This window comes from Deinococcus arboris, from assembly GCF_009755355.1.
Taxonomy (GTDB): domain Bacteria; phylum Deinococcota; class Deinococci; order Deinococcales; family Deinococcaceae; genus Deinococcus; species Deinococcus betulae.
This window is the reverse complement of record NZ_WQLB01000010.1, coordinates 97,685-124,471: the sequence shown is the minus strand read 5'-3', so window position 1 is coordinate 124,471 and position 26,787 is coordinate 97,685. Positions and strand designations below refer to the sequence as shown.

Genomic DNA, 26,787 nt, shown 5'->3' with positions numbered 1-26,787 from the left:
GTGAAATCAACCCCCAAGTGCCTCGCTGCTCTTCTGACCGCTCTGCTGGCGGCCGGACACGGCGCCGCACAGGACATCAGCACCAGTCTGCCGCTCACCACGGTGGGCGACCGCCTCATGTGGACGGTGGGCGACCAGAACCTGAACCTGGAGGTTCAGGTGGCGGGCCGCGTGCGCCTGGAGCTGTACAGCCCCCGCGTGGACCAGGGCGACTACCGCAGCGACAACTACTACGGCGACGAGCAGTACGACGCCAACCAGAGCCAGGTCACCACGACCTTTAGCCTCCTGAATGCCAGTGGCCAGACTGTCCTGAGCCGCAGCTTTGCCCCCGGCGAGCACGCCTGGGAAACCCTGCTGGACCAGGACCTGCCGGCGGGCCAGTACCGCCTGCGTGCAGTGACCAGCGGCAACGGCAAGAACACCTTCGCCGTGCGCCTGGCTGGCGTGAGCGCGGCCCTGAGCGCCGAGCGCCTGAGCGTCAACGTGCACTCGCGCGAGTGGGTGCCGGCCCTGAACGTCAGTGTGGACGGCCAGGGCGGCCATGTGCTGCGCCTGTACGACGGTGACGGCCCCAGCGAACTGGAAGCGCAGCTGCGCGACGCCAGCGGCAACGTGACGCCCCTGCAGGTCAGCGCTGACCTGAGTTTCAGCGACCTGCCGCTGCCCGCGCAGGCCGGCAACTACACCGTGGAACTGCGCCAGCCCGCCAGTGCCCGCCAGTACAGCAACACCGTGGGCTTTTCGCTGACCCGCGCCGGTCAGGGCGTGCCCCTGAGCGTGGCGCGCGTGGACCAGACCGGGCGGCTGCGGGTGACGGCCGAGCTGGTGTTGCCCGGCAGCACCCAGCCCGTCCAGACGACGGCCCTGGTGGGTCAGACTTCTGTGACAATTCCGGGCACCCTGGAGCAGACGGTGGCCGCCGGCACCTACCCTGTGACCCCCGACCCGGTGACCGGCGCGCAGGTCAGCGTGTCGGCCCCCAGCGTGACCGTGCCGCGCGGCGGCACCGGCGAAACCCGTATTCAGGTGCGCCCCGAAGTGGCCCTGAGCCTCACGGCCGACAAGCAAGCTGTGTGCGTGGGCGACACCGTGACCCTGACAGCCCGTGCCCAGACTGCGTTTGCGGGCGAGCTGCCGCTGGACCTGACCCTGGACACGCCGGGCCTGAACGTGCAGGGCGTGAACACCCTGGCGGGCACCCTGAGCGCCGCCCGCCCCGGCGAGCTGCGCCTGACCGCCACCGCCACCCAGGCGGGCCCCCTGACCGTCACGGCTCGCCTGGCCCCCTGGGCCCAGGCGCAGACGCTGGACCTGAATGTGCTGGCCAGCGCGACCTCGCTGCAACTGAGCCGCGACCCGCTGCCCACGGCCGCGCCGGGCGATGAAGTCACGGTGACCCTGCGCGTGACGAACACGGCCGCCTCGGCGGTACCGTTCACACTGACCGACACCGCCCTGGGCGGCCTGGAAGCGCTGGACAGCACGGCGTTCAGCGGCGAGCTGGCCGCCGGTGAGACCCGCGCCCTGAGCTACCGGGCCCGCGTGACCGTGGCCGGTACGGCGCGCCTGGACGCCTCGCTGCGCAGCCCCGAGTGCGCCGCCACCCAGACCGTGAGCGGCACCCTGGTCGCGCAGGCCCCGGCACCCCAGCCGGTCCCGGTGCCCACAGCTGCCCCCCAGCCCGCACCCGAAGCGCGGCGGGCCAGCACCGTCACCCTGCCCTTTGACGTGCCTCGCCAGACCCGTGAGGTCGTGGTGGCGCACGCCGTGCCCGAAGGCGCCACCTTTGTGGCCGGCAGCGCGCGCCTGAACGGGCAGCCAGTGGCTGACCCCCTGCGCGGCCCCAGCGGCCAGCTGTACTGGGTGATTCCCCAGAGCGCCCTGACCCAGGGTGAGGCGGCCTGGCGCGGCACGGTTACCTACGACCTGGCCCACAGTGGCCCGCTGGGCGCCCTGAGCCGCCCCGCGCTGCTGGCCCGCTACGCCGGCGAGCGCCAGGAAGTGCTGGAAGGCGAGTTCAGTGAGGCGGACCTGAACGCCGCCCAGCCTCTGAATGCGCCGGCCACCGCCACCGAGAATGCCGGCGTCATCAAATTTCCTTTGCAGGGCAGCCTGATCCGCATTCGTGACCGCATCAACGTGGTGCTGCAGGTGCCTGCTGGCCAGGAGCCAACCCTGACGGTCAACGGGCAGCCCGTGGGCGAGGACCGTGTTGGCCAGGTCGCCACGAACGAGGACGGCAGCCGCACCGTGACCTTTGTGGGGGTGCCGCTGCGCGCTGGGGCCAACACGCTCCAGTCTGGCCGCGACACCGTGGATGTGCAGCTGGTGGGGGCCACGGCCCGGATTGAGCTGACCCCGGTGGCCCTGACGGCCGACGGCAGCACCCCGCTGCGCCTGAAGGTGCGCGCGCTGGACGCCGCCGGCAATCTCACTGAGCAGGACACGGTCACCCTGACGACCAGCCTGGAGCCCCGCACCCCCGACGCCGACCCGGCGACCGCCGGCTATCAGGTGGCGCTGCGCGGCGGCGAGGGCGAACTGGTGCTGCAGCCGCAGGCCGCCCCCACCACCCTGAGCGTGACCGCCGCGCAGGGCCAGGGCGCCGTGACCACCCGCTACGACGTGCGCCCCGACGGCAGCCGCGTGGGCGTGGGCGTGGTCAGCGCGACCCTGGGCCTGGACGGCAGCCTCAACCTGGCCGACGACCTGAGCGTTCAGGCGCGCGCCTCCTATGAGGGGGCCCTGGCCGGCGGCAAGCTGTACGTGGCCGCTGACACCGGCGGCCTGCCCACCGACAACGACACCCTCAAGCGCTTCTCGCTGTACGGCGACAGCTCGGTGGCGTCGGCGCCGCTGCAGGGCATTGACCCGGTGGCCGTCAGCTACGACCACCCCAGCTTCCGCGCGGACTACCGCCGCAGCGCCCTGCCGATTGACGTGCTGCCCGTGGGCGAGCAGCTGACGGCCCTGACCGTGAGCACCAAGGGCGCGGCGCAGGTCAGCGGCTTTGCGGCCCTGGTGCCTGGTGACCGGATTACCGGCGAGCGCATCACGCCTGAAGGCACCCGCCTGCTGCGCCTGTCGCGCGGCGGCGTGGCTCTGGGCAGCGAGACCCTGGAAGTCCTGACACTGGAAGAGAGCAGTGGCAAGGAGCTGCGCCGCACCACCCTGACCCGCAACGTGGATTACGTGCTGGACACCCGCACTGGCATCATCACCCTGACCCGCGCCCTGGAGCGCGTGGACGGCGAGCTGAACAACGTGGTCGTGCTGGCCAGCTACCGCCTGGACAGCCCGCTGGCCAACCGCACCCTGGCCTACGGCGTGCAGGCCAAGTACAGCGCCGAGCGCTACGGCGTGGGCGTGGCCGCCGTCAGCCTGGACGGCCGCGTGACTACCGGCGCGCGCGCCACCTTTGACAACGGCACCGTAAGCGCCGACGGTCTGGTGGCCTACTCGGGCGGCCTGCAGGCCAGCGCCGACCTGGGCGTGAAGCTGGGCCAGACCACTGTGCAGGGCCGCGTGCGCTACCAGGACGGGCAGTATCAGGGCCTCGCGCCCCTGACGCCGGGCCTGAACGTCAGCGCCAGCGTGGACACCCGCCTGACCGAGCAGCTGAGTGCCAACGTGCAGGCCGATTACACCCGCACGGCCAGCACGCAGGGCGGCAGCGTGACGGCGCGCGCCGACTACCGCCCGAACCCCTTCAGTGTGGGGGCCGGCCTGCGGGCGGCATTCGGCACCCAGAGCGGTCTGGGGGCGGTCCTGAGTGCCGGTTACCACCAGGCGCCCATTGACGTAGACATCACGCACGTGCAGCCCCTGAGTGGCAACCTGGACCCCGTCACCACCGTGACCACCAAGTACGCCCTGAGCGACACCCTGAGTGTGGGCCTGACCGACGAGATCAACTGGAACACCGGCCAGCGCGCCGCCCTGTCGCTGAGCAGCACGGTGGGCAACACCAACTATCAGGTGGCCTACGACCTGCCCACGGCCGGCGGCCAGGGCAACCGCGCCCGCTTTGGCGTGAGCACCAGCCTGCCTCTGACCGACCGGCTGACGGCCGGTGTGCGCGGCAGCGCCCTGTACGACGTGAGCACCCGCGCGGCTGAACTGACGGCCGGCGCCGACCTGCTGTACAAGACCGACCGCCTGACCGCCAGCACCGGCACGGACCTGACCCTGAAGGGCGGCCAGTTTGGCGTGGTGCTGCGCGGCGGTGTCTCGGGGCAACTCAGCGACCACCTGACCCTCAGCGCCGACGGCCTGGGCGAGTTCGGGGCGGGCAAGAGCGGCCTGCGCGCGGCCATCGGCTACGCCTACCGCAACCGCACCTTCAACAGCCTGGGGACCGTCCGCTATGTCAGCGGCAGCCTGGCCGGCGGCCAGCCAGAACTGAGCAGCAACCTCGCCGCCGAATACCGCCAGCCCACCTGGGCTGTGCGCGCCGGCCTGGACACCCGCACCCTGCTGAGCGATAGCGGCAGCTTTACCGCGCAGCTGGGCCTGGGCGCCACCTACTACGTCACCGACCGCATTGGTGTTGGCGCCTGGGGCCGCGCCCTGACGCAGCCGGGCAGCGGCAGCACGCAGTACGGCTACGGCCTGGAAGCGTCGTTCCGCGCGCTGCCCGGCACCTGGATTACCGCTGGGTACAATCCGGCTGGGTTCACTGGCCTGGGCAACGCGTACACCAAGCAGGGGGCTTACCTGCGCCTTGACCTGACACTGGACGAGACCCTGGGAGGGGAGAAGTAAATGGGCCTGTTTTCAAAACAAAGAGTGCTGGCCGCTTTGACTGGCTTGGGCTTGGTTGTTGGTGGTCAGGCGGCCGCTCAGACCACTACCAAGGCGATTGGGCCAAATCCTGATATCACAGTTACAGGGCGCGTGGATTATGTGAGTCTGGGGGCCAGCTTCCGTGTAACCAACGGCAACGCTGCTGGCCCCCCAGGTGCCTGTTCAATCAGAACGGCCAGTGGAACAGTCACAGGAAGTTCCGCTGCAGCGGCGGCTGAAGTTGTCGGTGTAGATGCCATCGTGACTGCTGCCCAGCGTGGAGCCGCTCAGCAGGTGCCAGCTGGGGCAACCGTGAAGAACGCCTATCTTTACTGGTTTGCCTCTAAAGCCGCTGGCACTGCTGTAGATAACACGGTGACATTCACTGTGAACGGCACGGCCAGTACCGTTACAGCCAACCGCACTTGGACGGGCGCCTTCGACAACGCCGACATGGGTGCCGTAGCGGACATCACGAATTTAGTCTCGGCGACCCCGAACGCCACTATGGAAATGGATGGTCTGAATATTCAGATCAATAGCGCCAACTGTCAATATGTAACCGTTCATGGTGGCTGGGCGCTTTATATCGTTTACGAGAACCCAGGCCTGTCAAGCAAAAGAATCTCTTTCTATGACGGACTGAACTACATCTATACCACCACGACGGCTGATATCAATGCCACTAACTTCAAGGTGCCTAACGCGCCTACCTTTGATAAGGTCACAAAACTGACAGTGGCTGCCATGGATGGCGACCCCGCAACTGGTGCTACGAACGACATCCTGCAGATTCGGCCGGGCACAACAGGCACACGCACTTCGCTGTCGTCCACAAACCGAACCGCCACAGATATCTATACCGGACTCGTCACCGTTGAAGCTGAAGACGGCACCGAAGTGATTCAGGGTGGCTCCAGCAAAACAGGAACCACCAATACGGGCGGCCTGGATATCGCCACGTTTAATGTGTCGAGCTTAATTCCGGCAGACACCACCACCATCAATGCCTTTTCGTCAAGCAACGGCGGTGAACAGGTCAACCTCTACAACGTCATTTTGATGGCTAACACTACCGACGCGAACGTGCGCCTCGTCAAGACCATTGAGGGTGGCGCCACCACATTGACGAACGGCGACAGCCTGAAGTACATCCTGACCGTGGACAACGCGCAGGGCGTCACAGAAGCCCTGAATGTGGTGACTGTGGATACTCTGCCTCAGGGCCTGACATACAACAGCACGGAAATCAGCTATGACGGGGGCACCAGCTGGGCAACGCTGGCCGGCGTAACCACCAGCGTCAGTGGCGGCGTGACGACCATCACCACGCCAGCTGTGCGCCGTATTGACCCGGACGGCAAAGTCTGGGGCGGCACCAACGCGATTGCCACACAGTTGGGAACCCAGAACGTGCGTTACCGCATCACCGCCACTGCCAACGGCGCCGCATTTGGAAGTGTGACGAACACCGCCACCGCCACCAGCGGCGTGACCGAGACAACCACTGTGGCTGATAACACGGGCACCCGCGCTGTAACCATCAACCGCCGCGCCGATCTGGCCATTACCAAAGACGACGGCGCCACCACCGTCAATCCGAACGGCACGACCAGCTACACCATTCGCGTGACCAACAATGGCCCTGATAGCGTGACTGGCGCTGTCCTGAAAGACCTGGTGGCCTCTGGGCTGAGCAAAACGGCCGTGGTCTGCTCGACCACCCCTGGTCAGTGTACGGCCGGGACGACGCCTACCCCAGCTCAGCTGGAGGGCGCTACGGGCTACGCCCTGCCCGCCCTGGCCAGCGGTCAGTTCTACGAACTGCGCGTGACCGCCTCCATCACCGCGACCAGCGGCACCGTGACGAACACAGCGACCGTGGATACGCCCAGCGGCGCCGTAGACCCCAGCCCCAGCAATAACTCGGCGTCTGATGCAGACACCGTGAATCTCGTGGCCGACCTGGCCATCACCAAAACTGGCCCGGCCTCCGCCTTCCAGGGCGCTACCGTGACATACATCATCCGCGCCAGGAACAACGGACCCAGCGCCGTGACGGGTGCCACCATTGCTGATACCGTCCCGGCCAGTCTGACGAACGTGAGCTGGACCTGCGCCGGGACGGGCACAGCCACTTGTGCCACAGCCAGCGGCACGGGCAACAGCATCAGCCTAGGTGCCAATCTGCCAGTTGATACAGGAAACGTTAATTACGTGACCCTGACGGTGACGGGCACGGCCAGCACCAACGGCACGGTCACGAACACGGCCACCATCGCGGCACCCGCCGGCGTGACCGATTCACCTACTACCAACAACACCTCTACCGCTGCCTTTCCCGTTACCGCGCAGGTGACCTGCACGAACCTTTACGCCCTGGTCGGCGGTGATTTCAGCGGCTCGACCGCCAACAACGGCAACGAGATTCGCGCGGTGGGCGATACCACCAACGTGCTGGGCGACCTGATTACCACCGTGCCGAACACGGGCACTGGGACGGCCGGCTTTAGCGCCACGCTGGCCATCAAGGCGGGCGGCACCAAGTTCTTCGTGGTGCGCGACACCGACTCCCGTCTGCTGAGCTACGACGTGGCGACCAACACCTGGACCGAGGGGCAGGCGCTGCCCACGCCCACCGGCCGGTACGTGCGCATGGCGGTGACCTCAAATGACGTGGGGTACGTCATGGACGGCGGCGGCAACCTGTACAGCTTCACCACTACGGCAACCCCCACCTACACCGCGCTGCCGGCCCTGACCCGCCTGCCGGCCACGGCGCCAACCCTGGGCGCCAGCGGCGACTTCTTCGCCGATAACCGTGGCAACCTCTTTCTGCTCAGCAGCACCGGCACCGATGGGTTCCTGGACTTCTGGGAAATCGAGACGGCCAACAACAATCTGATCTACCTGGGTCGCCTGTCCGACGCGGATATCGTGGGCACCTACGGGGGTTTTGGCGCCACGCCCAACGGCCTGTTCGGGCGCGGGGGTTCGGGCCGCATGATTAACGTGGATCTGCGGGCGTTCACTGCGACTCCTGTGGGCACGGCCAACAACGGCGCCACTGACCTGGCCAGCTGCACTTTCCCCAGCCTGACGCGCACCATCAGCGCCATCAAGACCGCCACGCGCGTGGGCGGCGGCACCACCGTGCAGCCGGGCGACACGCTGGAATACACCATCACGGTGAAGAACACGGGCACGGTGGCGGCAGGCAACACCCAGTTCCTGGACCAGATTCCAGCGGGCACCACCTATGTGGCGGGCACCACCACCCTGAACGGGACCGCCGTGGCCGACGCGACGGGCGGTGTGATGCCCTACACCCAGAGCGGTCAATCCATCAACAGCCCCGGTCAGCAGGTGGGTTCGCTGCTGGTGGATCAGACGCCTGCCGACACCACAGACCGCGAGGCGATCATCAAGTTCCGCGTCACCGTCAATACTGCCAATCCGCCCACCCAGGTGTCGAACCAGGGCACGGTCAGCACCCGAGACAACGGCGCTGTCCTGACGGCCGTCACCGATGACCCAGCCACCGCGACGGCCAACGACGCCACGGTGACCACCGTCACTCCGGTCGCGGTGCTGGACCTGGCCATCACCAAGGCAGGCCCTGCGTTTGCCAAGGCGGGTGAGGCCTTCGCCTACACCATCACCGTGACCAACACCACGGCCACGCCGGCCACTACCGTCACGGTCACCGACGTCCTGCCCACCGGCCTGACCTTCGTGAGCGCCACGAACAGCGGCAGCTACAACGCGGGCACCCGCACCGTGACCTGGACGCTGGCCAGCGTGGCGGGCAACGCCAGCACCGTCCTGACCTTGAACGTGACAGCGCCGGCCGCCGCCACCATCAGCCCTGCGGCCGGGGTCAAGAGCGCCCAGAACACGGCCAGCCTCTCGGCCACGGGCGACACGAACGCAGCCAACAACACCTCAGCCCCGGTCACCACCCGCTTCGTGCTGAACGAGATCACCAAGCGCGTGCGGAATGTCACCACCAACAGCGCGTTTGGCACGTCCGGCGGCGGCAAGCCCGGCGAGGTGCTGGAATACTGCCTGGACACCACCAACCTGGGCGGTGCCGATCTCCCCGGCTACGCCCTGACCGATCAGGTCCCCGGCAACGTGAACGCCCTGACCACGGCCTACGACGCCGATGAACCCACGACGGCCACCGGCTTTGGGGTGCGCGTGGCGCGGACCACGGCAGGCGTGACCACCACCACCTACCGCACCAGCGTGGCCGACGCCGATACCGGCACGCTGACCACCACGGGCGGCACCTTCAGCCGGGGCACCATGACCCTGGGCCTGGGCACCCTGCTGGCGGGCGAGAGTGTGACGGCCTGCTTCCAGGCCACGATCCGCTAAGCACAGTTCCTTCAAGGCGCCCCTCCGCAAGTTGGAGGGGCGCCTTGCTGTGAGCCAAGCAGGCCCAATTGGAGCAGACGGACTTTGAGAGAGGGCGCAGCAGGAGGAGCTGTGTCGAGGCCACGGCCTCATGCCCTAGACGCCAGCTACATCAAGGACGCCCTTATCTCATACGGATTCCGTCTGTTTCGTTTGCAAATCGGTTCTGTTCCGATTTGTAAACTCCACGCCCGGAACCCGTTTTGCTCCTTCTCGCTCCGCTCAGATTGAATCGTTTGCAAAAACGATTCAATCTGAGTCCGTCTCAGGCACAAGGTCAGAGCTGAAGGAGCTGGGCGACTCCAGAGAGACGAAACCCCCGACCACTGGGGCCGGGGGCAAGAGGGCATAAGGGTTCAGTCGCGGCGGGGTGGACGGCCACCCCGGTCGCCGCCGGGGCGCGGCGCGCGGGGCTCGCGCGGGGCAATCTTGCCTTCCAGTTCTGGGCGAATCAGGTCAATCTTGCCCCGGTCGTCAATCCCGGCAATCTTGACCTGCAGCGTGTCGCCCACATTCAGGATGTCCTCAACGGCGTTAATCCTCTCCTCGCTCATCTGCGAGATGTGCAGCATGCCGTCCTGACCGGCAAACAGGTTGATAAACGCCCCAAATGGTGCCGTCTTGACCACGGTGCCGGTAAAGACCTCGCCCACCTTGGCCTCGCGGGTCAGGCCCTCAATGCGTGCCTTGACGGCCTGTGCGGCGGCGCCGTCGGCCGAGAACACGCGGATGGTGCCGTCCTCTTCCACGGTGATCTGCGCGCCCATGGCTTCCAGCTCACGGATTTGCTTGCCGCCGGGCCCAATGACTTTGCCAATCAGCTCGGGGTTGATTTTCAGGCTGATGATGCGCGGCGCGGTGGGGGAGAGTTCCGCGCGCGGGCTGGGTAGCACCTCGGCCATCTTGGACAGGATGTGCAGACGGCCCTCTTTGGCCTGGGCCAGCGCCTCGCGCATGACCTGCGGGGTAATGCCGCCCACCTTGATGTCCATCTGCAGCGCCGTGACCCCCTGAGCGGTGCCGCAGACCTTGAAGTCCATGTCACCCAGCGCGTCTTCCAGGCCCAGGATGTCGGTCAGCACCCGGTAGCGCTCGCCTTCCATAACCAGGCCCATCGCCACGCCGGCCACGGGCGCCTTGATGGGCACGCCCGCGTCCATCAGGGCCAGGGTGCCCGCGCAGACGGTCGCCATCGAACTGGAGCCGTTCGATTCCAGCACCTCGCCCACCAGACGCAGCACATAGGGGAACTCTTCAAAAGAGGGCAGCACCGCGCGAATGGCGCGCTTGGCCAGGTTACCGTGCCCAATTTCGCGGCGAGATTGGCCGCCCATGCGCTTGACCTCGCCCGTGGAGTACGGCGGGAAATTGTAGTGCAGCAGAAACTTGTCGCCGGTTTCGGCGGTCAGGTCGTCAATCAGAATCTCGTCGCGCTCGGTGCCCAGGGTCGCCACACCCAGCACCTGCGTCTCGCCGCGCGTGAAGATGGCGCTGCCGTGGGCGCGGGGCAGGGCGCGGGCCTCAATCCAGATGGGGCGCACCGTCTTGGCGTTGCGGCCGTCGGCGCGCAGGTCGTCATCCAGAATCAGGCGGCGCAACTCCTGCTTTTCCACCTTGCCGAAGGCCGACTTGAGGGCCAGGATGCGCTCCTCGGCGCCCTCGACCTCGCCTGCTGGAATCCGCGCTTCAATCAGGCGGTCACGCAGGGCGCGGATGGCGGCGCTGCGGTCCTTTTTCTTTCCGGTCAGCAGGGCGTCGCGCAGGCCAGCGGCGCGCGCCTGCTCGGCCAGTTCCGGCACGAGGTCGGTGCTGAGGTCGCCGTCGGCCAGAAAGTTGAATTTCTCCTGGCCCAGTTCGGCGCGCATGGTTTCAATCAGGTCCAGCACGCCCTGCATCCCGGCGTGAGCAAATTCGATGGCGGCCACCAGGTCTTCTTCACTGACCTCCTGCGCGCCGGCCTCGACCATCATGACGGCGTCGCGGGTGCCGGCCACCACGAGGTCCAAGCGGCTGTGCGCCAGTTGGTCGGTGGTGGGGTTCAGCACAAACTGACCGTCCACCTGGCCCACGCGCACGCAGGCGGTGGGCCCCTGCCAGGGAATGTCGCTGATGCTCAGGGCCGCCGAGGCGCCAATGGGCCCCAGCACGTCGGGCAGGTTCTGGCCGTCCGCCGACAGCACGGTGATGATGACCTGCGTTTCGTGGCGGTAGCCCTTGGGAAACAGGGGCCGGAGCTGGCGGTCCGTGATGCGCGCCGAGAGAATGGCCTTTTCACCGGGGCGCCCCTCGCGGCGGTGAAACGAGCCGGGAATCTTGCCCACCGCGTAATGCCGCTCCTCAAATTCCACAGTCAGTGGCAGAAAGTCCAGCGTGCTTTTTTCCGCGCGGGCCTGGGCCGTGACTAGCACCACCGTGTCGCCGTAGCGCAGGGTGACGCTGCCGCTCACCAGCTTGGCGAGCTTGCCGGTTTCGATGCTCAGCTCCTGGCTGCCAAGCATCGTCGTGTATGTCTTTCCAATCATGAATCTCAGTCTATCCCGCACGGTCATGCCGCGCCGGACAGCGGCAACGATTGGAAAGCAGGACGCGTAAGGAATGACGTGAGAGACTCGCTGGGCTGCCTGCTGGAAGGTCTGATTCAGATTGTGACGAACCTAGACCTCCCCTGGCGCTTCTGGCGCTGGGTGTTTCGTGTTCTGGGCGCTCTCCTGATGGCCTTGTGGCTGCTGATAGGGGACCAGACGCTTGCGCTGCTGGGTGGTCTGCTGGTGATGGGGTCTTTCGTGCACTGGCCGTCTCGCTTCGAGCTGGAGTGACGCGTTCAGGCCGCGCCGCGTTGTTGGTACATCTGCGTTGGACCCTACCGCTGTCCTGGAGTCTGGTCCATGCCCTCACCATGCGCACCACCGCAGATGTAAAGGCCGAGTGGGACCAGGGCTACGCTGCGCTTTACCAGTACGGCTTTCCTCTGCCCTTGACCCACTGGGGCCTGGTGTCCAGCGAATACGACGCCTATTTTCTGGGGCCGTTGCTGCTGGACTGGGCGGTTTACGCGCTGGTGTGTGGCCTGGCGGTTCACGGGCTGCGGCGTATCCTGCGGGCCAGGCACCGCTTCCTGCCCTGGCTGCTGGCGCCACTGTGGGGCTGGGCGCTGTGGACCACAGGCCAGATGACTGTGGACGCGGCCCTGGGCGAGCTGACCTGGACCACCCGGTTTTCCGTCCTGGACACCCGTGACGCGGCGTTGTCGTGGGGCTGGCGTAGGCGCGGTCTAGAGGGCAACGGTCCCTAGAACTGACTGTGCTAGCCGTGCCCTATCCTGGGCGCCACACAGGAGGACGACACATGACTGTACCGGCATTTGGACTGGGCACGTTTCGACTGAAAGACGATGTGGTGCGCCGCGTGGTGGCCGACGCGCTGGACCTGGGTTACCGCGCCATTGATACAGCCCAGGGCTATGACAACGAGGCCGAGATTGGCGAGGTCTTGCAGGCCAGCGGTGTGCCGCGCACTGAGGTCTACGTCACCACCAAGATCAAGCCCGCCAACTACCGCCGCCAGGCGCTGCTGGACAGCCTGCGCCAGAGCCTCGACAAGCTGCGTCTAGAGCAGGTGGATCTCACCCTGATTCACTGGCCCGTGCCGAATGGGGAAGTGCCGCCCGAGGAATATCTGGCTGCCCTGGCCGAAGCGCATGAGCTGGGCCTGACCCGCGAGATCGGCGTGTCAAACTTCAATATTGCTGGGCTGCGACAGGCGCGCGCGGTGCTGGGGGATGTGCCCCTCGCCACCAATCAGGTCGAGATTCATCCCTACCTCCAAAACCGTAAGTTGGTGGCTTTTGCCCGCCAGGAAGGCATTCACCTGACCTCGTACATGACGCTGGCGGTGGGCAAGGTGATGAACGATGAGGTGATGCAGGCCATTGCCCGCGCGCACGGTGCCACGCCCGCGCAGGTGGCCCTTGCCTGGGCCCTGCGGCAAGGGCACAGCGTCATTCCCTCCAGCACCAAACGTGAAAACCTGGCGAGCAACCTAGTTGCGCAGACGCTGCAGCTGACCGACGAGGACATGGCCCAGATCGAGGGGCTGGAGCAGGGCGAGGCGGCGCGCATTGCCAACCCGGAAAGCGCCCGCCCCCAGTGGGATTAGGCTGAATGGAGGGACTGCCTCCGTGCTGAGCCTGCTGCGGGCCTGGCATCCGGAAGTGCAGGTCCAGCGCCTTCAGCGTCTGCCGGGCGGCGTGTCGGCGACGGTCACCGCCTGTGAGGTGGTTCTGGGTCAAGGGCCAGCGCGCCGCGTGGTGGTGCGGCAGGGGCCAGGTACGTCGGCACAGCAAGCGGCCCTGCTGCGCCGGCTTTGGGCCGCTGGCCTTCCGGTGCCCGAGCCGCTCTATCAGGCGCCAGGGGGAATGATTACAGCCTTTGTGGAGGGCCGCAGTGGCACTGAGGCAGGCGCCGACCCGGTTCAGTTGGCGGCCTTTCTGGCGCGGCTTCAGGCACTGCCCCCGGTGGATTGGCCGCTGGCGCCACTGGGCGAAGTCCCCGCAGCCGGGCCGCAACTGGACGACTCGCTGTCAGAAGGCCGGCTCAGGGCGGCGCTGGTCACGGTCCCCAGGCCAGTGGGGAAGACCACGCTCCTGCACGGCGACCTCTGGCCCGGCAATACCCTGTGGCACGCCGGGCAGCTATCGGCAGTGATCGACTGGGAAGACGCGGCTTTGGGTCATCCGCTGGCCGATGTGGGCAATACCCGCCTGGAACTCCTGTTTTTTCAAGGTGAGGAGGCGATGGACGCTTTCACACAGACTTACACAGCGCTCAGCGGGCAGGCCCTGACCGACTTGCCCTACTGGGATCTGCGCGTCGCCTTGCGGCCCTGCGGCCGGCTGCACACCTGGGGCCTGCCCGCTGCCCTGGAACAGCAGTTGCGAGAACGGCACAGGACCTTTACCGAAGCGGCGCTCCGCTCCTTCGCGGTCAGTCTCCCCGGCTAAGCGGCGTCAGTCCCGCACGAAGTCCGAGCCGCCGATGTGCAGGGCGTCTCCAAAGCGGTAAAACAGCAGACGCTGTTCCGGGCCGCTGGTGGGCTTAATCGTGATGCCGTAGCCCTGAATGCTGTAACGGCCCCCGCCGCGCGACTGACTGCCCACCGCCATGTTCGAGGTGGACGCACCCCCGAAGCGGCCCCCAGTAAAGGTGCCGTCCGGCTTGAAGGTGTAATCGCTGCCCCCGGCCACCATCACATCGCCGCCCATCGCCGTGTTGCCCCCGCCGCCCAGCGAGGCGTAGGTGCCGCTCAGCTTCAGCCCGGCCGCCGCCGGCTTGATGGCGTCTTGCACCTCGAAGGTCTCGGTTTCGCCGTCGCCCCAGCGAATCTGGAAGTTCTGGCCCTGCCGGGTCCACTTGCCCCATTTCTGGGGTTCGAGTTGCCGTGACAGCTTGGCGTTGAAGCTGCTCGGCGCCCACGAGGGGTCGTTGTACACCGTGCCGTCTTTCAAGAACAGGTACGGCGGGAAGGTCACGATGACCATGCCACCCACCCCAATGCCGCTGGACTGGGTGGTGTAGACGCCCAGCACCTCGCTGTCTTTCAGGCCCTGCCCCGCCGCCACCAGAAAGCGTTCGGCGGGCTGGTTCTTGAAGCGCCAGCCCACATCTGCTGCGGGCAGGGTTGAGGCTTTCAGGCCGGCCGGATTGACCACGCGGCACCCTTCCAGCGTCAGAGAGGTATCTCGGTCAAACTCGCGCACGCGGCCGACCACGGTGACAGTTTGGCCCTTGGGCGGGTCGGCCGCGTCGCCGGCCATGTCGTAGCAGTACACCGACCATTTGACCTCGCGGCGGTCGTCGCTCTGGGTCAGCGAGCGGCTGCGCTGCACGGTGCCCGTGACTGCGACCTGCGGCCCTAGCGCGCGGAGCTTGGTCACCACCGCCTGCTCGGCGACGCTGCTGGACGTGGTCTTGGGCAGGGCGGCCAGCGTCTGCCCCGCCAGGGAGGACAGCTGCGCCACGGTGTAGCGCACGGTGGGCCCAGTAGAGGCCGGCGCAGCCTTAGTTGTGGTGGTCGTCGCCGCAGTCGTCCCGGCCGCAGTCCCGGTGCCCAGCAGAGTATTCAGCTGCGGCACCTTGCCGCGCACGTCGAAGGTGTCACCCTTGAGCTGCGCGCGGTAAGCGGCACACACCTGGGCTGCCGTCCCGAGGGTCCGCATACTACCGACCAGGGCGTCCAACTGGGGGTTGAGGCTGGAGCGCAGTTGCGTCACGTTGGCGTCGCCCAGACGTTTGCGCAGTCCAGCGTCAAAGCCTTCGAGCTTCTGGGCGCTCAGCCAGGCGGCATACGCCTGTTTGGTGGCGGCCGCCGTGCCCGGATCGCGCGCTGCGCAGTCGTCGCGCAGGCGCCCGGCGCTTAGGTAGGTGGCGTATGCGGTGCCCAGGGCCTGCAGGGCCGCCGCATTCGGCGTTTGGGCGGAGGCGGCAGCAACCAGCAGCAGAGCGGTGCAGGCGGTCAGACGTTGCAGCGGAACCATACCCTGACCGTAGGGGAATCCTGTGCGGCGGCGCTGAGGGTAAGCACTGCTGAGCTTCAGCAATCCTCAAGCCTGAGAACGGGTCGTGGGCTTCCAGTCCCACCAGGTGTAGTGGTACTCACCCTGTTCCACGTTGTATTTGGTGCTGCAGACCCGACACTGGCAGCGGTAGGTTATGTTCCAGTCGGGCGGCGAGGTCGAGAGGATGCTTACAGCGCCGCTGGCCTGTTCCTTGTTGGGGTCGTAGAACAGGTACCCCGGATAGAGCGTGCAGGAGCAGCGTCCGTCGCGCGCCGCCTTCAGCGTCCGCAGCGCCTGGCGCAAATGATCGTTGTTGGAATAAAAGGCCCCGCCCAGGTCCAGACCGTCAGTGGCCTGCCGGATGGCGGCCAGGTGCGGCACTAGGGGGAGGCGCGCCGCGACGGGCAGCCGAATGACCGCATGGGAAGCGGCCCACACGCGCTGCGGATCGCGGGAGGTCAGGTCGGCCAGCAGCGAGGCTGCATCGGGTGGGTCCGCCGTCATAGGACCCATGATGGCGCCGGGGAAAGGCGCGCAGAGGCGGGTGCCCTTCAGCTCCGCTCAACCGAAGGCGGCAGCGGAAAGGCCCGGACGAAGTGCTCGGCCAGGTCGCGGTCGCCGGCGACCTTTATGATCTTGTCCAGCGGTTGCCCGCCGAAAATCACAGCGCCCAGCGCACCCACCGGGCCCGTGAGGGTCACCTCGGCTGTCAGGCTCAGCCCAGACGTCACTTCCGCCGTCTGCCCCCGGAGGAGCACGGTGTACTGCCCCTCTGGCCCGAGATCCAGGGCCACGGTCGCCCCAGGCAGTTTGCCCCCATTCATGGTTTTTAAGGCGGTCAGCAGGGTCGCCGTACTGATGGGGGCCTGGGCCGGACGGCCAGGCGAGCGGGCGCCCCAGCGGCCCAGCGCCTGCAAGACAGGTTCCAGTTCGCGGCCCCAGGGCGTCAGGGCGTACACCCGTGCGCTGACCGGGGGCGGCAATTGCTCGCGCCGCACCACCCCCACCTCTTCCAAGTCACCCAGGCGCTGGGTCAGCACCGTGGGGCTGATGCCCCGCAGCTGCTCTTGCAGGTCGGTGAAGCGGCGCGGGCCCAACAGCAGTTCGCGCACGACCAGCAGCGCCCAGCGCTCTCCCACCAGATCCAGGGCGTGGGCGGCGGCGCAGCCATCATCGTAGACGCGCTTTCCAGGCATTGAACCCTCAGTGTACCGGGTCTCCTCCGGAAAACGGAGTGAAGACTTGCAATTGCGGAGCATTATGTTCTAAGCTAAACGAGATAAAGGAAGTTCGGGCACAATCGCAGCCCGTCACGCGCGGGCGTGGCGACTGGACACCCACGCCCCGAACAGCCGAAGGAGTCCCATGCCCCAGCTTCAGCCCTACCTCGGCTTTAACGGCAACTGCCAGGAGGCCATGACCTTTTACCAGGTCTGCCTGGGCGGCAGCCTGGACCTGATGACTGTGGCAGCCTCGCCCGTCGCAGCCCAGCTGCCCCCCGAGATGCAGAACCATGTCCTGCACGGCCGGCTGGTGTCCGGCGACCTGACGCTGCTGGCGTCGGATATGACGCAGGACACGGGGCGCACCCAGTCGGTCTCGCTGATGCTGCAGTGTGACAGTGCCGAGCAGGCGCACGCCACCTTCGAAAAACTGGCCGAGGGCGGCACCGTCACGCAGCCGCTGGGCCCGTCGTTCTGGGGTTCCACCTTTGGCCACCTCACCGACCAGTACGGCATCCACTGGCTGCTGAACGCCGAAGCCGTTCAGGGAGGCTGAGCGCCGATGTCGTTTCAGGCGTACCTGGATACGGTGCAGGCCCAGACCGGCAAGACGGTGTCCGATTTCCGCGAGCTGGCCGGCGCCAAAGGCCTGGAGAAACACGGCCAGATCGTGACCTGGCTCAAGACCGAGCACGGTCTGGGGCATGGGCACGCCACTGCGGTGGCGGCGGCGCTGCTCAAGGCCGAGACCCGGCAAGCCACCCCAGAGGAGCGCATAGCCGCCATGTTCAGCGGCAAGAAGGTGGCCTGGCAGCCCCTCTGGACGGCGCTGCTGGCCCACGTGCAGGCGCTGGGCCCCGATGTGGGCGTGGCGCCCACCGAGACGTATCTCAGCCTGACCCGGGGCGGCAAGAAGTTTGCTCTGCTGCAGCCGGGCGTGAAGGGCGCCGATGTGGGCCTGCGCCTGCCTGGTCAGGTGCCTGCCGCCCCATTCGAACCGGCCGGGTCCTGGAACACGATGGTGACCCACCGCCTGCGGCTGACCAGCCCAGGTGAGCCGGCCGCCGCCCTGCTGGACGCCCTGAGCGCGGCGTACCAGGCCCGCTGACCCTGCCCCGGAGGCCTCCCATGACCCCGCCTGACACCCTGACCCCCCGCGACCGCACCGTCATTCTGGTGCTGCTGATTTCGACCTTTGTGGTCATCCTGAACGAGACCATTATGAACGTAGCCCTGCCACGCTTAATGGCCGACCTGGACGTCAGTGCCCGCCTGGCCCAGTGGCTCAGCACGGCCTTCATGCTCACGATGGCGGTGGTGATTCCCGTCACCGGCTTCCTGCTGCAGCGGCTGGCGACCCGCACCGTGTACTTCACCGCGATGGGCCTGTTCTGCGTGGGCACGCTGCTGGCCGCGCTGGCGCCAGGCTTCGTGCCGCTGCTGCTGGCGCGGGTGGTGCAGGCGACGGGCACGGCGATCATGCTGCCCCTGCTGATGACCACTGTGCTGACCCTGGTGCCGGTTCGCCAGCGCGGGGCCGTCATGGGCAATCTCAGCATCGTCATTTCGGTGGCGCCGGCCATTGGCCCCACCCTCTCGGGCCTGATCCTGCAGGTGCTGCCCTGGCGCTTTCTGTTCGTGTTCGTGCTGCCGGTGGCGCTGGCCGCTCTGGCCTACGGCGCGCGTACCCTGCGCAACGTGGGCACGCCCCGCCCGGTGGCGCTGGACCTGCTGTCGGTACCCCTGGCCGCGCTGGGCTTTGGCGGCCTGGTCTACGCCCTCAGCCAGGTGGGCGAGGGGGGCCGGGGTGGACTGACCCTGGCCACGGGCGCGCCGCTGCTGGTGGGCGCCGTGGCACTGACCGCGTTTCTGGGGCGGCAGGTCGTGCTGGGCCGCCGGGGCGAGCCGCTGCTGGACCTGCGCGCTTTCCGGTTTCCGCAGTTCGCGCTGGGAGTGGGCCTGCTGGTGATCGCCATGGTGGCGCTGTTCGGCGGCATGATTCTGCTGCCGCTGTACCTGCAAAATCTGCGGGGCCTGAGTACTCTGCAAACCGGCCTGCTGCTGCTGCCGGGCGGCCTGCTGATGGGGCTGCTGGCCCCCACCGTGGGGCGGCTGCATGACCGAATTGGCCCGCGGCCACTGGCGCTGCCGGGCACGGTTCTGATGACGGCGGTGCTGCTGGGCCTGAGCCGGATTGACGTAGGTACGTCCATCTGGGCCCTGCTGGCCCTGCACCTGACCCTTAGTGGGGGTCTGGCCCTGCTGTTCACGCCGGTGTTTACCAGCAGCCTTGCGCCGCTGCCGCCCCACCTGTACTCGCATGGCAGCGCCATTCTCAGCACGTTGCAGCAGGTGGCGGGCGCCGCCGGCACCGCCCTGCTGGTGGCGCTGATGGCGGGGCGCGCCGCCCAGCTGACTGCGGCCGGTGCCTCTGCCACCGACGCCCAGGTGGCCGGGCTGCACTTGGCCTTTCTGGCAGCGGCGGGCGTGGGCGTGCTGGCGGCGGGCCTGGCCCTGGGGCTGCGGGCCACACGCCAGCCGCAGACTTCTCCTACCGACGACGCAGCCCCCCTGGCCCATCCCGGAGACTGAAATGAACTGGACCCTGGAAGTGGTGGTGGTGCCGGTCAGCGACGTGGCGCGGGCGGTGGCGTTCTACACCGGCGGGCTGGGTTTTGTGGTGGACCACGACACCGAACTGGGTGCGGGGCAGCGTCTCGTGCAGCTCACCCCACGCGGCTCGGGGTGCTCGGTGGTGCTGGGCGAGGGCCTGAGCGAAATGGCGCCGGGGTCGCTGCGGGGCCTGCAACTGGTCGTCAATGACGTGCGGGCCGCCCACACCGAACTGACAGCGCGGGGCGTGGCAGTGAGTAAAGTGCAGGTCCTGGGGCCGTCAGGTGCCCGCCCCGCCGTTCCCGGCGAAGACCTGAACAACGGTGGGTTTCTCTTTTTTAGCGACCCCGATGGCAACGGTTGGGCCGTGCAACAAATCAGCGCCCGACTCTGACAGGAGGCCCTATGACTCAGCTCACCCCCGCTCTGATGTTCGAAGGCCGCGCGGCCGAGGCGCTGGACCTCTATCTCTCGCTCTTTCCAGACGCCCAGGTGATCGCCCGCCAGGATTACGGCGCCGACGGGCCAGGCGCCCCCAGCACCATTCTGACCGCCGAGGTCGAATTGGCGGGCCAGCGCCTGCGCGTCTCGGACAGTCCGATTTCGCATGCCTTTACCTTCACCCCGTCGTTGTCGCTGTTCGTGGATGGGCTGGCGCTGGCCGACTTTAAGCGCCTGTACGCGGGCCTGTCGGACGGCGGCGAGGTGCTGATGCCGCCGGACAGCTACGGCTTTAGCACCCGCTTTGCCTGGGTCAATGACCGCTTTGGCGTGTCGTGGCAGCTGAACGTGCCGTAAAGGGGGACGCGCTGCCCACCGCGTTGGGCCGCGACGGCGGCGTTGGCTGCCAGGGGCGTTACCACTCTGTCTGGGGTGGCCTGCCTGACCAAAGGAGAAGCGCTGGGGCGTGAGTCCAAAAGCCCCGCATGTGCTCGGGGCCGCATTGGCCGCGCGGGGGCTCACCCTGCGGCCAGGCTGATCTGGCCTGCTGCCTCCTGTGTAAAGTGGCTCTGAGTGCGGCCCAGGCAGCCGCTTTAAACTGCCGGCTATGACGGCCCTGCCCGCCTCGCGTGATGTGCTGCTGACCTGCCCGCTGGACTGCCCCGACGCCTGCCGCCTGAAAGTGACCCTGACGCGCGGCGAGGACAACCAGGAGCGGATGACCAAGCTGACCGGCGACCCCACCCATCCGGTTACGCGCGGCTTTGCCTGCGCCAAGACGGTGCATTACCCGTCCCGCGCCAACCACCCCGAGCGGCCCCTCTACCCCCTGCGGCGCCTGAACGCCAAAACCGAGGCCCCGGTGTGGCAGCGCGTGACCTGGGATGAAGCGCTGGACGACATTGCCAGCCGCCTGCGGACGCTGCTGGACACGCGCGGCCCCCAGGCCCTGCTGCGCTACAACTACGCGGGCACCATGGGGCTGATGGAAGGCACCCATGTGCACGCTCTGTTTCGTGCACTGGGCGCCCCCGAACTGGACGAGACCATCTGCGCCACGGCCGGCGGTGAGGCCTGGGCACTGGGCTACGGCACGCGCTACGGCGTGGACCCGCAGGACGTGGCGCACGCCCGCCTGATCGTGCTGTGGGGCATCAATTCGCTGTCCACCAACAGCCACCTGACCCCGCACCTGACGGCCGCGCGCAAGGCTGGGGCACGCATTCTCGCGGTGGACCCGTACCGCAACCGCACCGCCGCTTTTGCCGACGAGCACCTGAAACTCAGGCCTGGCACCGACGCCGCGCTGGCCCTGGGCGTCATGCACGAATTGTTTGCGCACGGCTGGACCGACGAGGCCTACCTTGCAGAGGCCACGGTGGGCGCAGAGGATCTGCGTCAGGCCGCCACCGAGTGGCCCCCGGAACGCACCGCCGAGGTAACGGGCCTGCGCGCCGACACCGTGCGCGAGTTTGCGCGCGCCATCGGCACCACCCGCCCCACCTATATCCGGGTGGGGTACGGTATGACCCGCCATGAACACGGCGGCACCAATCTGCGTGCCGTCACCCTGATTCCAGCTCTGACGGGTGACTGGCGCTGGCGGGGCGGCGGCTGCGCCCTGAGTGCCAGTGGGGCCTTCAAGCTCAACCGCCGCCGGCTGGGCGCTGTTCACCTGATTCGCGCTGAGACACCGCACGTCAACATGAACGAATATGCCCGCGCCCTCCAACCCGAGGCGGGTCTTGGCGCGACCATCATCTACAACTGCAACCCCGCCGTGGTGGCCCCTGACGCGGGGCGGGTCCGCGCGGGCCTGCAGCGCGACGACCTGCTGGTGGTCGTGCTGGAACAGGCCATGACCGACACCGCCCGCCTGGCTGACTACGTGCTCCCGGCCACCACTTTCGCCGAACATGAAGACGTGTACACCAGCTACGGGCATCATTACCTGGGCTACAACCGCGCCGAACTGGCCGCCCCCGGCGAGGCGCGCCCCAATTCCTGGGTGATGCAGGAGCTGGCCCGCCGCCTGGGCGTGACTGAACCCAGCGTGTACTGGACCGTGGATGAGTTGCTGAGCGACCTGCTGACCACCGACCATCCACATCTAGCCGGCATTTCCCCGGAGCGTCTGAAGGCCGAGGGCAGCGTGCGTCTTCATCTGCCCGATCTCTTTCTGCCCTATGCCCACGGCGCCGAGACCCTCAGCGGCAAGGTGCAGCTCTCACCGGCTCCCCAGCACCGCGAGCCAGAGGCGGCACTGAACACCGAGTACCCGGTGCGCCTGCTGACGCCACCCGCGCACCATTTTCTCAACTCCACCTACGGCAACCTGGAGAACCTGAACCGCGCCGAGGGCGGCGAGCCACACGTCTTGGTCCACCCTGACGACGCCCAGCAGTTTGGCTTGCATGACGCTGCTTACGCCCGCCTGGAATCTGAGATCGGTGCCGTGCGCCGCCGCGTGAAAGTCACCGACGTCACGCAACCGGGCACGGCGGTGGTGGAAGGCACCTGGTGGGGCCTGTCGGCCCCCGACGGCACCAGCATCAACGAGCTGACCGCCCAGACCCTGACTGACCTGGGCGGCGGCAGCACCTTTCACAACACCCGCATCCGGTTGGTGCCGGTGGAGGGCTAGGCTGACCCTTCCTCCACGCGAGGTACTGGACCTGCTGTATGCCGATTGGTACCGCTACGAGTCATTGTGTCCTCAGGCGCTCTGGTTGACTGAAGAGCCTTTCGAATGGTCGGCCAATGGCTTCCTGCTGCAACAGCAGGAGTGGCCGATTCGTGCCTGGTACTTCGATCACAGTGGCGTCCAGCTACGTGATCTGCTGGCATGGCGGCGTTTCTACGTTATGCAGGTGCAGCAGATCTGGCACACCGGGGCGGAGGGGCCCCGCCGCTCAGGTCAGGCACCTCTGCTGTTTGACATCGGCCGAGGCTCTTTTGCCCGCAATCCAACCGATGGGCATCTTACCGTTGAGCTCTTTTTCGGGCCCAAGTATGGATGCGGCTACGAGCTTGGGCCTGATGGGCAATCTCAGTCTGTGTGGGTTTCGTAAATCAGGAGTAGGTGAGACCTGCAAGACCCAGGAGTTCGTAGCGCCTCTACCTCGCCATATCGTAGGCCGCCTGAGGGAGAAACTGTCCGGCGCTGGAGCCGCCGCCAATGCCGCAGTTGCCGTCCGACTCGCCGGGATTCTTGATCCACAGCAGCATTTCCAGCCCGCTGGTGTTCGCCGTCACTTGTGACGGACTGCCCAGTTTGCGCCCACCTGGGTTGCACCACTCGCCGCCTGCTGGGCCGGCGCCGTTGCGGCTGGTGTCAATGACGAAGCGCCGCCCTCCGACGCCCAACCCGTTGAGGGCGTTCGTTACGGCGTTCCCGTAAGTCGTGCTGTCGCTGGTGAGGTAATAATTCGAGACGTTCAGGGCAAAGCCCCGTGCCCGCGCCACATTGGCCTTTTTCAGCCGGTCGGCCATGTCCGAGGCCCCAATCCAGTTGCTGTTGCCGGCGTCCAGGTACACCTTGGCGTTGGGGGCGTTCGTGGCCAGCTGGTCCACGGCGTAGCTCAGAAGGCCCAGCCGGACGCTCTGCTCGCTGGCGTTCAGGCACTGCGTCAGTTGCGCCAGCGCATCGGGCTCAATGACCACCACGGCTGCCCGCTGCCCCAGGCCCAGGCTGAAATTGCGAATCCAGGTGCGGTAGGCGTCGGCGCTGCCGGCCCCGCCAGAGCTGTGCTGCCCGCAGTCACGCCCAATGATGTTGTAAGCGACCAGAATGGGCGTTTTACCTGCCTGAGCCGCCGCAGTGGCGTAACTGTTGACGGCCGAACGAATGTCGCCGCTCCAGTTGCCAAACCAGCGCGCGGCGGGCTGGGTGGACACGCGGCTGCGAATCAGGCTTGTGCGGCCATCATTTGGATTATTCCTGACCCACGTGGCCGCGGCGCCGCCAGGGTCGGCGTAAAAACTGACTGCCTGGGCAGACAGCTGGGGCTGTTGGGCCTGAGCCTGCGGCGTCAGGTGGGTGGCCTGGCCACAGGCAGACAGGAGGAAAGCGGTTGAAAGCATCAGGGCAGAACGCTGCATCAGGCTCCTCGGGTACACGGCAAGAAGGAAGAAATGAGCGAAGCGGCGGAGCCTACATCTGAAAGCGCTTTCGGCAAAGCGAACGGCAGGCCTGTTGTGTGGAATAGGCTGAGTGTACCCAACATCTGCCAGACAGGTCAAGCAAAATTGAGAGCCCGCTGCCTAGATTGACCCTTGAGAAATAGAGGTGGGCTTGCAGGAGAGGATGAAAGCGCTCTCAAATCGGGGCTAATTGAAATTGAATTGGAACCAGACACCTCTAGATCAGGCGCTGCCTTGACCCACCATTTCCTTCCATTTTTCGGCGTCGTCCCCCACAGCCAGGACCTTGCCGCCGCGCACCAGAGGCAGCTTGAGCAGTTCCGGCGTCTCGATCACCTTGGCGATCACGCTGTCCTCGGTGGTGCGGAGATAGGCGAGGTTACTGCGTTCATAGGCTTTACCCTCTAAGTCCAGCAGGGCGTTCAGGCCATATTTCTGCACAAAGCGGGTCAGTTCCCCTTTGCTGATGGGGCGCTCGTGCAGGTCCACGAAATGCACCTTGACCTTGCGCTCTTTGAAAAAGCGTTCGGCGGCGCGCGTCTCCTTGCTTTTGCGGGTGCCGAAAATTTGCACCTGAAGGTCGCTCATGGGCCTCAGTGTAATGCGGCGTCTGCGGCTAAAAGGCGGCCCGCTGGTCCAGAAAGGCCAGCGGGCGGGACGGACATGCCTTAGTTCGTATAGAAGCCGGGGCCGTCGCTCAGATGACCTGAGACCGGCAGCCCCAGGTGGTCGTAGGCGTGGGCCGTCGCCACGCGCCCACGCGGCGTGCGCTTGATAAAACCCAGCTGAATCAGGTAGGGCTCGTAGACATCTTCCAGCGTCAGCGAGTCCTCACTGATGGCGGTCGCCAGCGTATCCACGCCCACGGGGCCACCGGCAAAGCGGTGAATCAGGGTTTCGAGGTACTTCTTGTCGCGGTCATCCAGGCCGGCGCTGTCCAGGCCCAGCTTGTCCAGGGCGTCCTGGGCGCGGGGCAGTTCGATGGTGCTCTCGCCCGCCACCTCGGCGTAGTCGCGCACGCGGCGCAGCAGCCGCTTGGCAATACGCATGGTGCCGCGCGACCGGGCGCCAATTTCAATGGCGGCTTCCTCCACCAGCCCGAAGCCCAGCAGGCGGGCGTCACGCAGCAGGTTAATGCCGATTTCCTCGGGCGTGTAGTACTCCAGGTGCTCAATGATGCCAAAACGGCTGCGCATGGGCGCGGTAATCAGGCCAGGACGGGTGGTGGCCCCGACCAGCGTGAAGCGCGGCAGGGGCAGTTCAATGGTGCGGGCCGCCGGACCCTGCCCCAGCACGATGTCCAGCTTGAAGTCTTCCATCGCGGGATACAGATGTTCCTCGGCCACGCGGCCCAGGCGGTGAATCTCGTCAATGAACAGCACGTCGCCCTCTTCCAGACTGTTGGTGAGGATGGCCGCCAGATCGCCGGGCTTCTCGATCGCTGGGCCAGAGGTCACGCGAATATTCACGCCCAGTTCGTGGGCGATGATGTGCGCCAGAGTGGTTTTGCCCAGGCCGGGCGGGCCAAACAGCAGCGTGTGGTCCAGCGCCTCGCGGCGGCCTTTGGCGGCCTGAAGGTAGACCGTCAGCTTTTCCTTCAGGCGCTCCTGCCCGACGTATTCCGTCAGGGTCTTGGGCCGCAGGGCGGCGTCGAGCGGTTCAGTCATGCCAAACAGTTTAGCGCGATTCTGCCCAGAGCGGAATATCCTGGGCACAGTTGGAAGCACCTGGGGCGCCCGGGCTCAGTTTGCATACTGGCGAATCAGCCCTGGAAGGTCGCGGTCCAGGGTGCCGTCCACAACGGCTGTGTTGCCGTAGACCCGCACAAAGCGGCCCTGACTGTCCACCACGCTCAGCTGGTCGCCGTGTAAGCGGGCGGCCGCTGCGGCGCTGGCCCCGGCGGCCTGGGCGTTGGTGGCCCTGCTCCCTTGCTCCTCTTGTATGTGAGCGCTGTGATCCTGGGCCGCGGGCAGGGGTTTAACGTTGGTCACAAACATCTCGCGCGCGGCCTCGTCAATGGCGGGGGCTTGGCCGGTCAGACCCGTAAACGCTGGGTCAAAGCGCGCCAGGTAATCGCGCACCACGGCAGGCCGGTCGTTTTCGGGGTCTACGGTGATGAACTGCACCTGCACCCTGGCCCGCTGCGCGGGTGTGAGGGCCGCGTAGGTATTTTTGAGGCTCGCCAACGTGACCGGGCAGACGTCCGGGCAACGCACAAAGCCGTAAAAGACCAGCCGCAGCCGGCCGTCGCTGGCGGCCAGGGTGGTGGCCTGACCCCGTTCATTCAGCAGGGCCAGCGCAGGCAGGGGCCTGGGGGTGGGCAGGGCGTCTCCGCCCAGCGGAGCGGCTCCGGCCTGACGCCACAGCAGCAAGGCCGCCAGCACAGCGGCCACCAGCAGCAGCGCGGCGGTCATGCTTTTGGGGGTGAGCAGCTTCATGGGTGCAGGGTAGGGGAGAGGGCTGGGGTGGGGTGTCCCTTGAATGGGTCGGGGCGTTGGGCGGGTTCGTTTACGGCGTGGCCCCACCCCCCAGCCCCCTCCCCCGGCGGGGCAGGGGGAGCAGACGTTAGCACTGGGCAGGGGTTGACTGGCGCGGCGGGGAGGC

21 protein-coding genes are annotated in these 26,787 nt (G+C 66.9%); 13 read left to right on the top strand and 8 right to left on the bottom strand.

Going from position 1 to position 26,787, the window contains the following annotated elements:
• Both GO986_RS09815 and GO986_RS09810 read left to right on the top strand, forming a co-directional pair.
• Positions 1 to 4,767, top strand: coding sequence for a DUF11 domain-containing protein (locus tag GO986_RS09815; protein WP_369409274.1), 4,767 nt, complete (start codon positions 1 to 3; stop codon positions 4,765 to 4,767).
• A gap of 333 nt (positions 4,768 to 5,100) precedes the next feature.
• Positions 5,101 to 9,171: a beta strand repeat-containing protein gene (locus GO986_RS09810; protein WP_198170560.1), complete on the top strand. Its 4,071-nt coding sequence runs from the start codon at positions 5,101 to 5,103 to the stop codon at positions 9,169 to 9,171.
• A gap of 395 nt (positions 9,172 to 9,566) precedes the next feature.
• Here the strand turns inward: GO986_RS09810 and pnp are convergent, their stop codons facing one another.
• Complete coding sequence (pnp, locus tag GO986_RS09805; protein ID WP_157459108.1) at positions 9,567 to 11,732, bottom strand: polyribonucleotide nucleotidyltransferase; 2,166 nt, start codon at positions 11,730 to 11,732, stop codon at positions 9,567 to 9,569.
• A 78-nt stretch (positions 11,733 to 11,810) separates the two neighbouring features.
• Between pnp and GO986_RS09800 the strand changes: the two genes are divergently transcribed.
• From GO986_RS09800 to GO986_RS09785, 4 genes are all read left to right on the top strand, one after another.
• Positions 11,811 to 12,026, top strand: a complete 216-nt coding sequence (locus GO986_RS09800) for a hypothetical protein (protein ID WP_157459107.1) — start codon at positions 11,811 to 11,813, stop codon at positions 12,024 to 12,026.
• A gap of 80 nt (positions 12,027 to 12,106) precedes the next feature.
• The gene (locus tag GO986_RS09795; RefSeq protein ID WP_157459106.1) at positions 12,107 to 12,502 is read left to right on the top strand and encodes a hypothetical protein; all 396 of its coding nucleotides are present in this window, start codon (positions 12,107 to 12,109) and stop codon (positions 12,500 to 12,502) included.
• Between the two features lie 53 nt (positions 12,503 to 12,555).
• Positions 12,556 to 13,365: a 2,5-didehydrogluconate reductase DkgB gene (dkgB, locus tag GO986_RS09790; protein ID WP_157459105.1), complete on the top strand. Its 810-nt coding sequence runs from the start codon at positions 12,556 to 12,558 to the stop codon at positions 13,363 to 13,365.
• Positions 13,366 to 13,387: 22 nt separating this feature from the next.
• Positions 13,388 to 14,209 carry a phosphotransferase family protein gene (locus tag GO986_RS09785; RefSeq protein WP_198170558.1) on the top strand — a complete coding sequence of 274 codons (822 nt, stop codon included), beginning with the start codon at positions 13,388 to 13,390 and terminating at the stop codon, positions 14,207 to 14,209.
• Positions 14,210 to 14,215: 6 nt separating this feature from the next.
• Here the strand turns inward: GO986_RS09785 and GO986_RS09780 are convergent, their stop codons facing one another.
• From GO986_RS09780 to GO986_RS09770, 3 genes are all read right to left on the bottom strand, one after another.
• Positions 14,216 to 15,742, bottom strand: a complete 1,527-nt coding sequence (locus GO986_RS09780; protein WP_232337706.1) for a hypothetical protein — start codon at positions 15,740 to 15,742, stop codon at positions 14,216 to 14,218.
• 66 nt (positions 15,743 to 15,808) lie between these two features.
• Positions 15,809 to 16,267, bottom strand: a complete 459-nt coding sequence (locus GO986_RS09775) for a hypothetical protein (RefSeq protein ID WP_157459103.1) — start codon at positions 16,265 to 16,267, stop codon at positions 15,809 to 15,811.
• Positions 16,268 to 16,314: 47 nt separating this feature from the next.
• The gene (locus GO986_RS09770) at positions 16,315 to 16,959 is read right to left on the bottom strand and encodes a winged helix-turn-helix transcriptional regulator (protein ID WP_157459102.1); all 645 of its coding nucleotides are present in this window, start codon (positions 16,957 to 16,959) and stop codon (positions 16,315 to 16,317) included.
• Between the two features lie 169 nt (positions 16,960 to 17,128).
• Here GO986_RS09770 and GO986_RS09765 point away from each other — a divergent pair, with 169 nt between their 5' ends.
• The 7 genes from GO986_RS09765 to GO986_RS09735 all read left to right on the top strand — a co-directional run bounded on the left by GO986_RS09765 (position 17,129) and on the right by GO986_RS09735 (position 23,111).
• Entirely contained in the window at positions 17,129 to 17,542 is a 414-nt protein-coding gene (locus GO986_RS09765) for a VOC family protein (RefSeq protein ID WP_157459101.1), read from the top strand.
• A gap of 6 nt (positions 17,543 to 17,548) precedes the next feature.
• On the top strand, positions 17,549 to 18,094 hold the full coding sequence (locus tag GO986_RS09760; protein WP_157459100.1) for a DUF4287 domain-containing protein: 546 nt from the start codon (positions 17,549 to 17,551) through the stop codon (positions 18,092 to 18,094).
• A gap of 20 nt (positions 18,095 to 18,114) precedes the next feature.
• Positions 18,115 to 19,578, top strand: a complete 1,464-nt coding sequence (locus GO986_RS09755; protein WP_157459099.1) for a DHA2 family efflux MFS transporter permease subunit — start codon at positions 18,115 to 18,117, stop codon at positions 19,576 to 19,578.
• A 1-nt stretch (position 19,579) separates the two neighbouring features.
• Positions 19,580 to 19,993: a VOC family protein gene (locus tag GO986_RS09750; RefSeq protein WP_157459098.1), complete on the top strand. Its 414-nt coding sequence runs from the start codon at positions 19,580 to 19,582 to the stop codon at positions 19,991 to 19,993.
• Positions 19,994 to 20,004: 11 nt separating this feature from the next.
• Positions 20,005 to 20,397, top strand: a complete 393-nt coding sequence (locus GO986_RS09745) for a VOC family protein (protein ID WP_157459097.1) — start codon at positions 20,005 to 20,007, stop codon at positions 20,395 to 20,397.
• 250 nt (positions 20,398 to 20,647) lie between these two features.
• A complete protein-coding gene (locus tag GO986_RS09740; protein ID WP_157459096.1) occupies positions 20,648 to 22,684 on the top strand; it encodes a molybdopterin oxidoreductase family protein in 2,037 nt (678 codons plus the stop codon).
• An 85-nt stretch (positions 22,685 to 22,769) separates the two neighbouring features.
• A complete protein-coding gene (locus GO986_RS09735; protein ID WP_157459095.1) occupies positions 22,770 to 23,111 on the top strand; it encodes a hypothetical protein in 342 nt (113 codons plus the stop codon).
• Between the two features lie 46 nt (positions 23,112 to 23,157).
• Here GO986_RS09735 and GO986_RS09730 read toward each other — a convergent pair whose 3' ends face one another.
• The 4 genes from GO986_RS09730 to GO986_RS09715 form a co-directional block, all read right to left on the bottom strand.
• Complete coding sequence (locus GO986_RS09730; protein WP_157459094.1) at positions 23,158 to 24,141, bottom strand: glycoside hydrolase family 6 protein; 984 nt, start codon at positions 24,139 to 24,141, stop codon at positions 23,158 to 23,160.
• A 264-nt stretch (positions 24,142 to 24,405) separates the two neighbouring features.
• Positions 24,406 to 24,771 (bottom strand): ArsC/Spx/MgsR family protein, encoded by a 366-nt coding sequence (locus tag GO986_RS09725; protein WP_157459093.1) that lies wholly within the window; start codon positions 24,769 to 24,771, stop codon positions 24,406 to 24,408.
• 80 nt (positions 24,772 to 24,851) lie between these two features.
• Entirely contained in the window at positions 24,852 to 25,850 is a 999-nt protein-coding gene (gene ruvB, locus GO986_RS09720) for a Holliday junction branch migration DNA helicase RuvB (protein WP_157459092.1), read from the bottom strand.
• Between the two features lie 75 nt (positions 25,851 to 25,925).
• On the bottom strand, positions 25,926 to 26,621 hold the full coding sequence (locus GO986_RS09715; protein ID WP_157459091.1) for an SCO family protein: 696 nt from the start codon (positions 26,619 to 26,621) through the stop codon (positions 25,926 to 25,928).
• Positions 26,622 to 26,787: the final 166 nt, after the last annotated feature.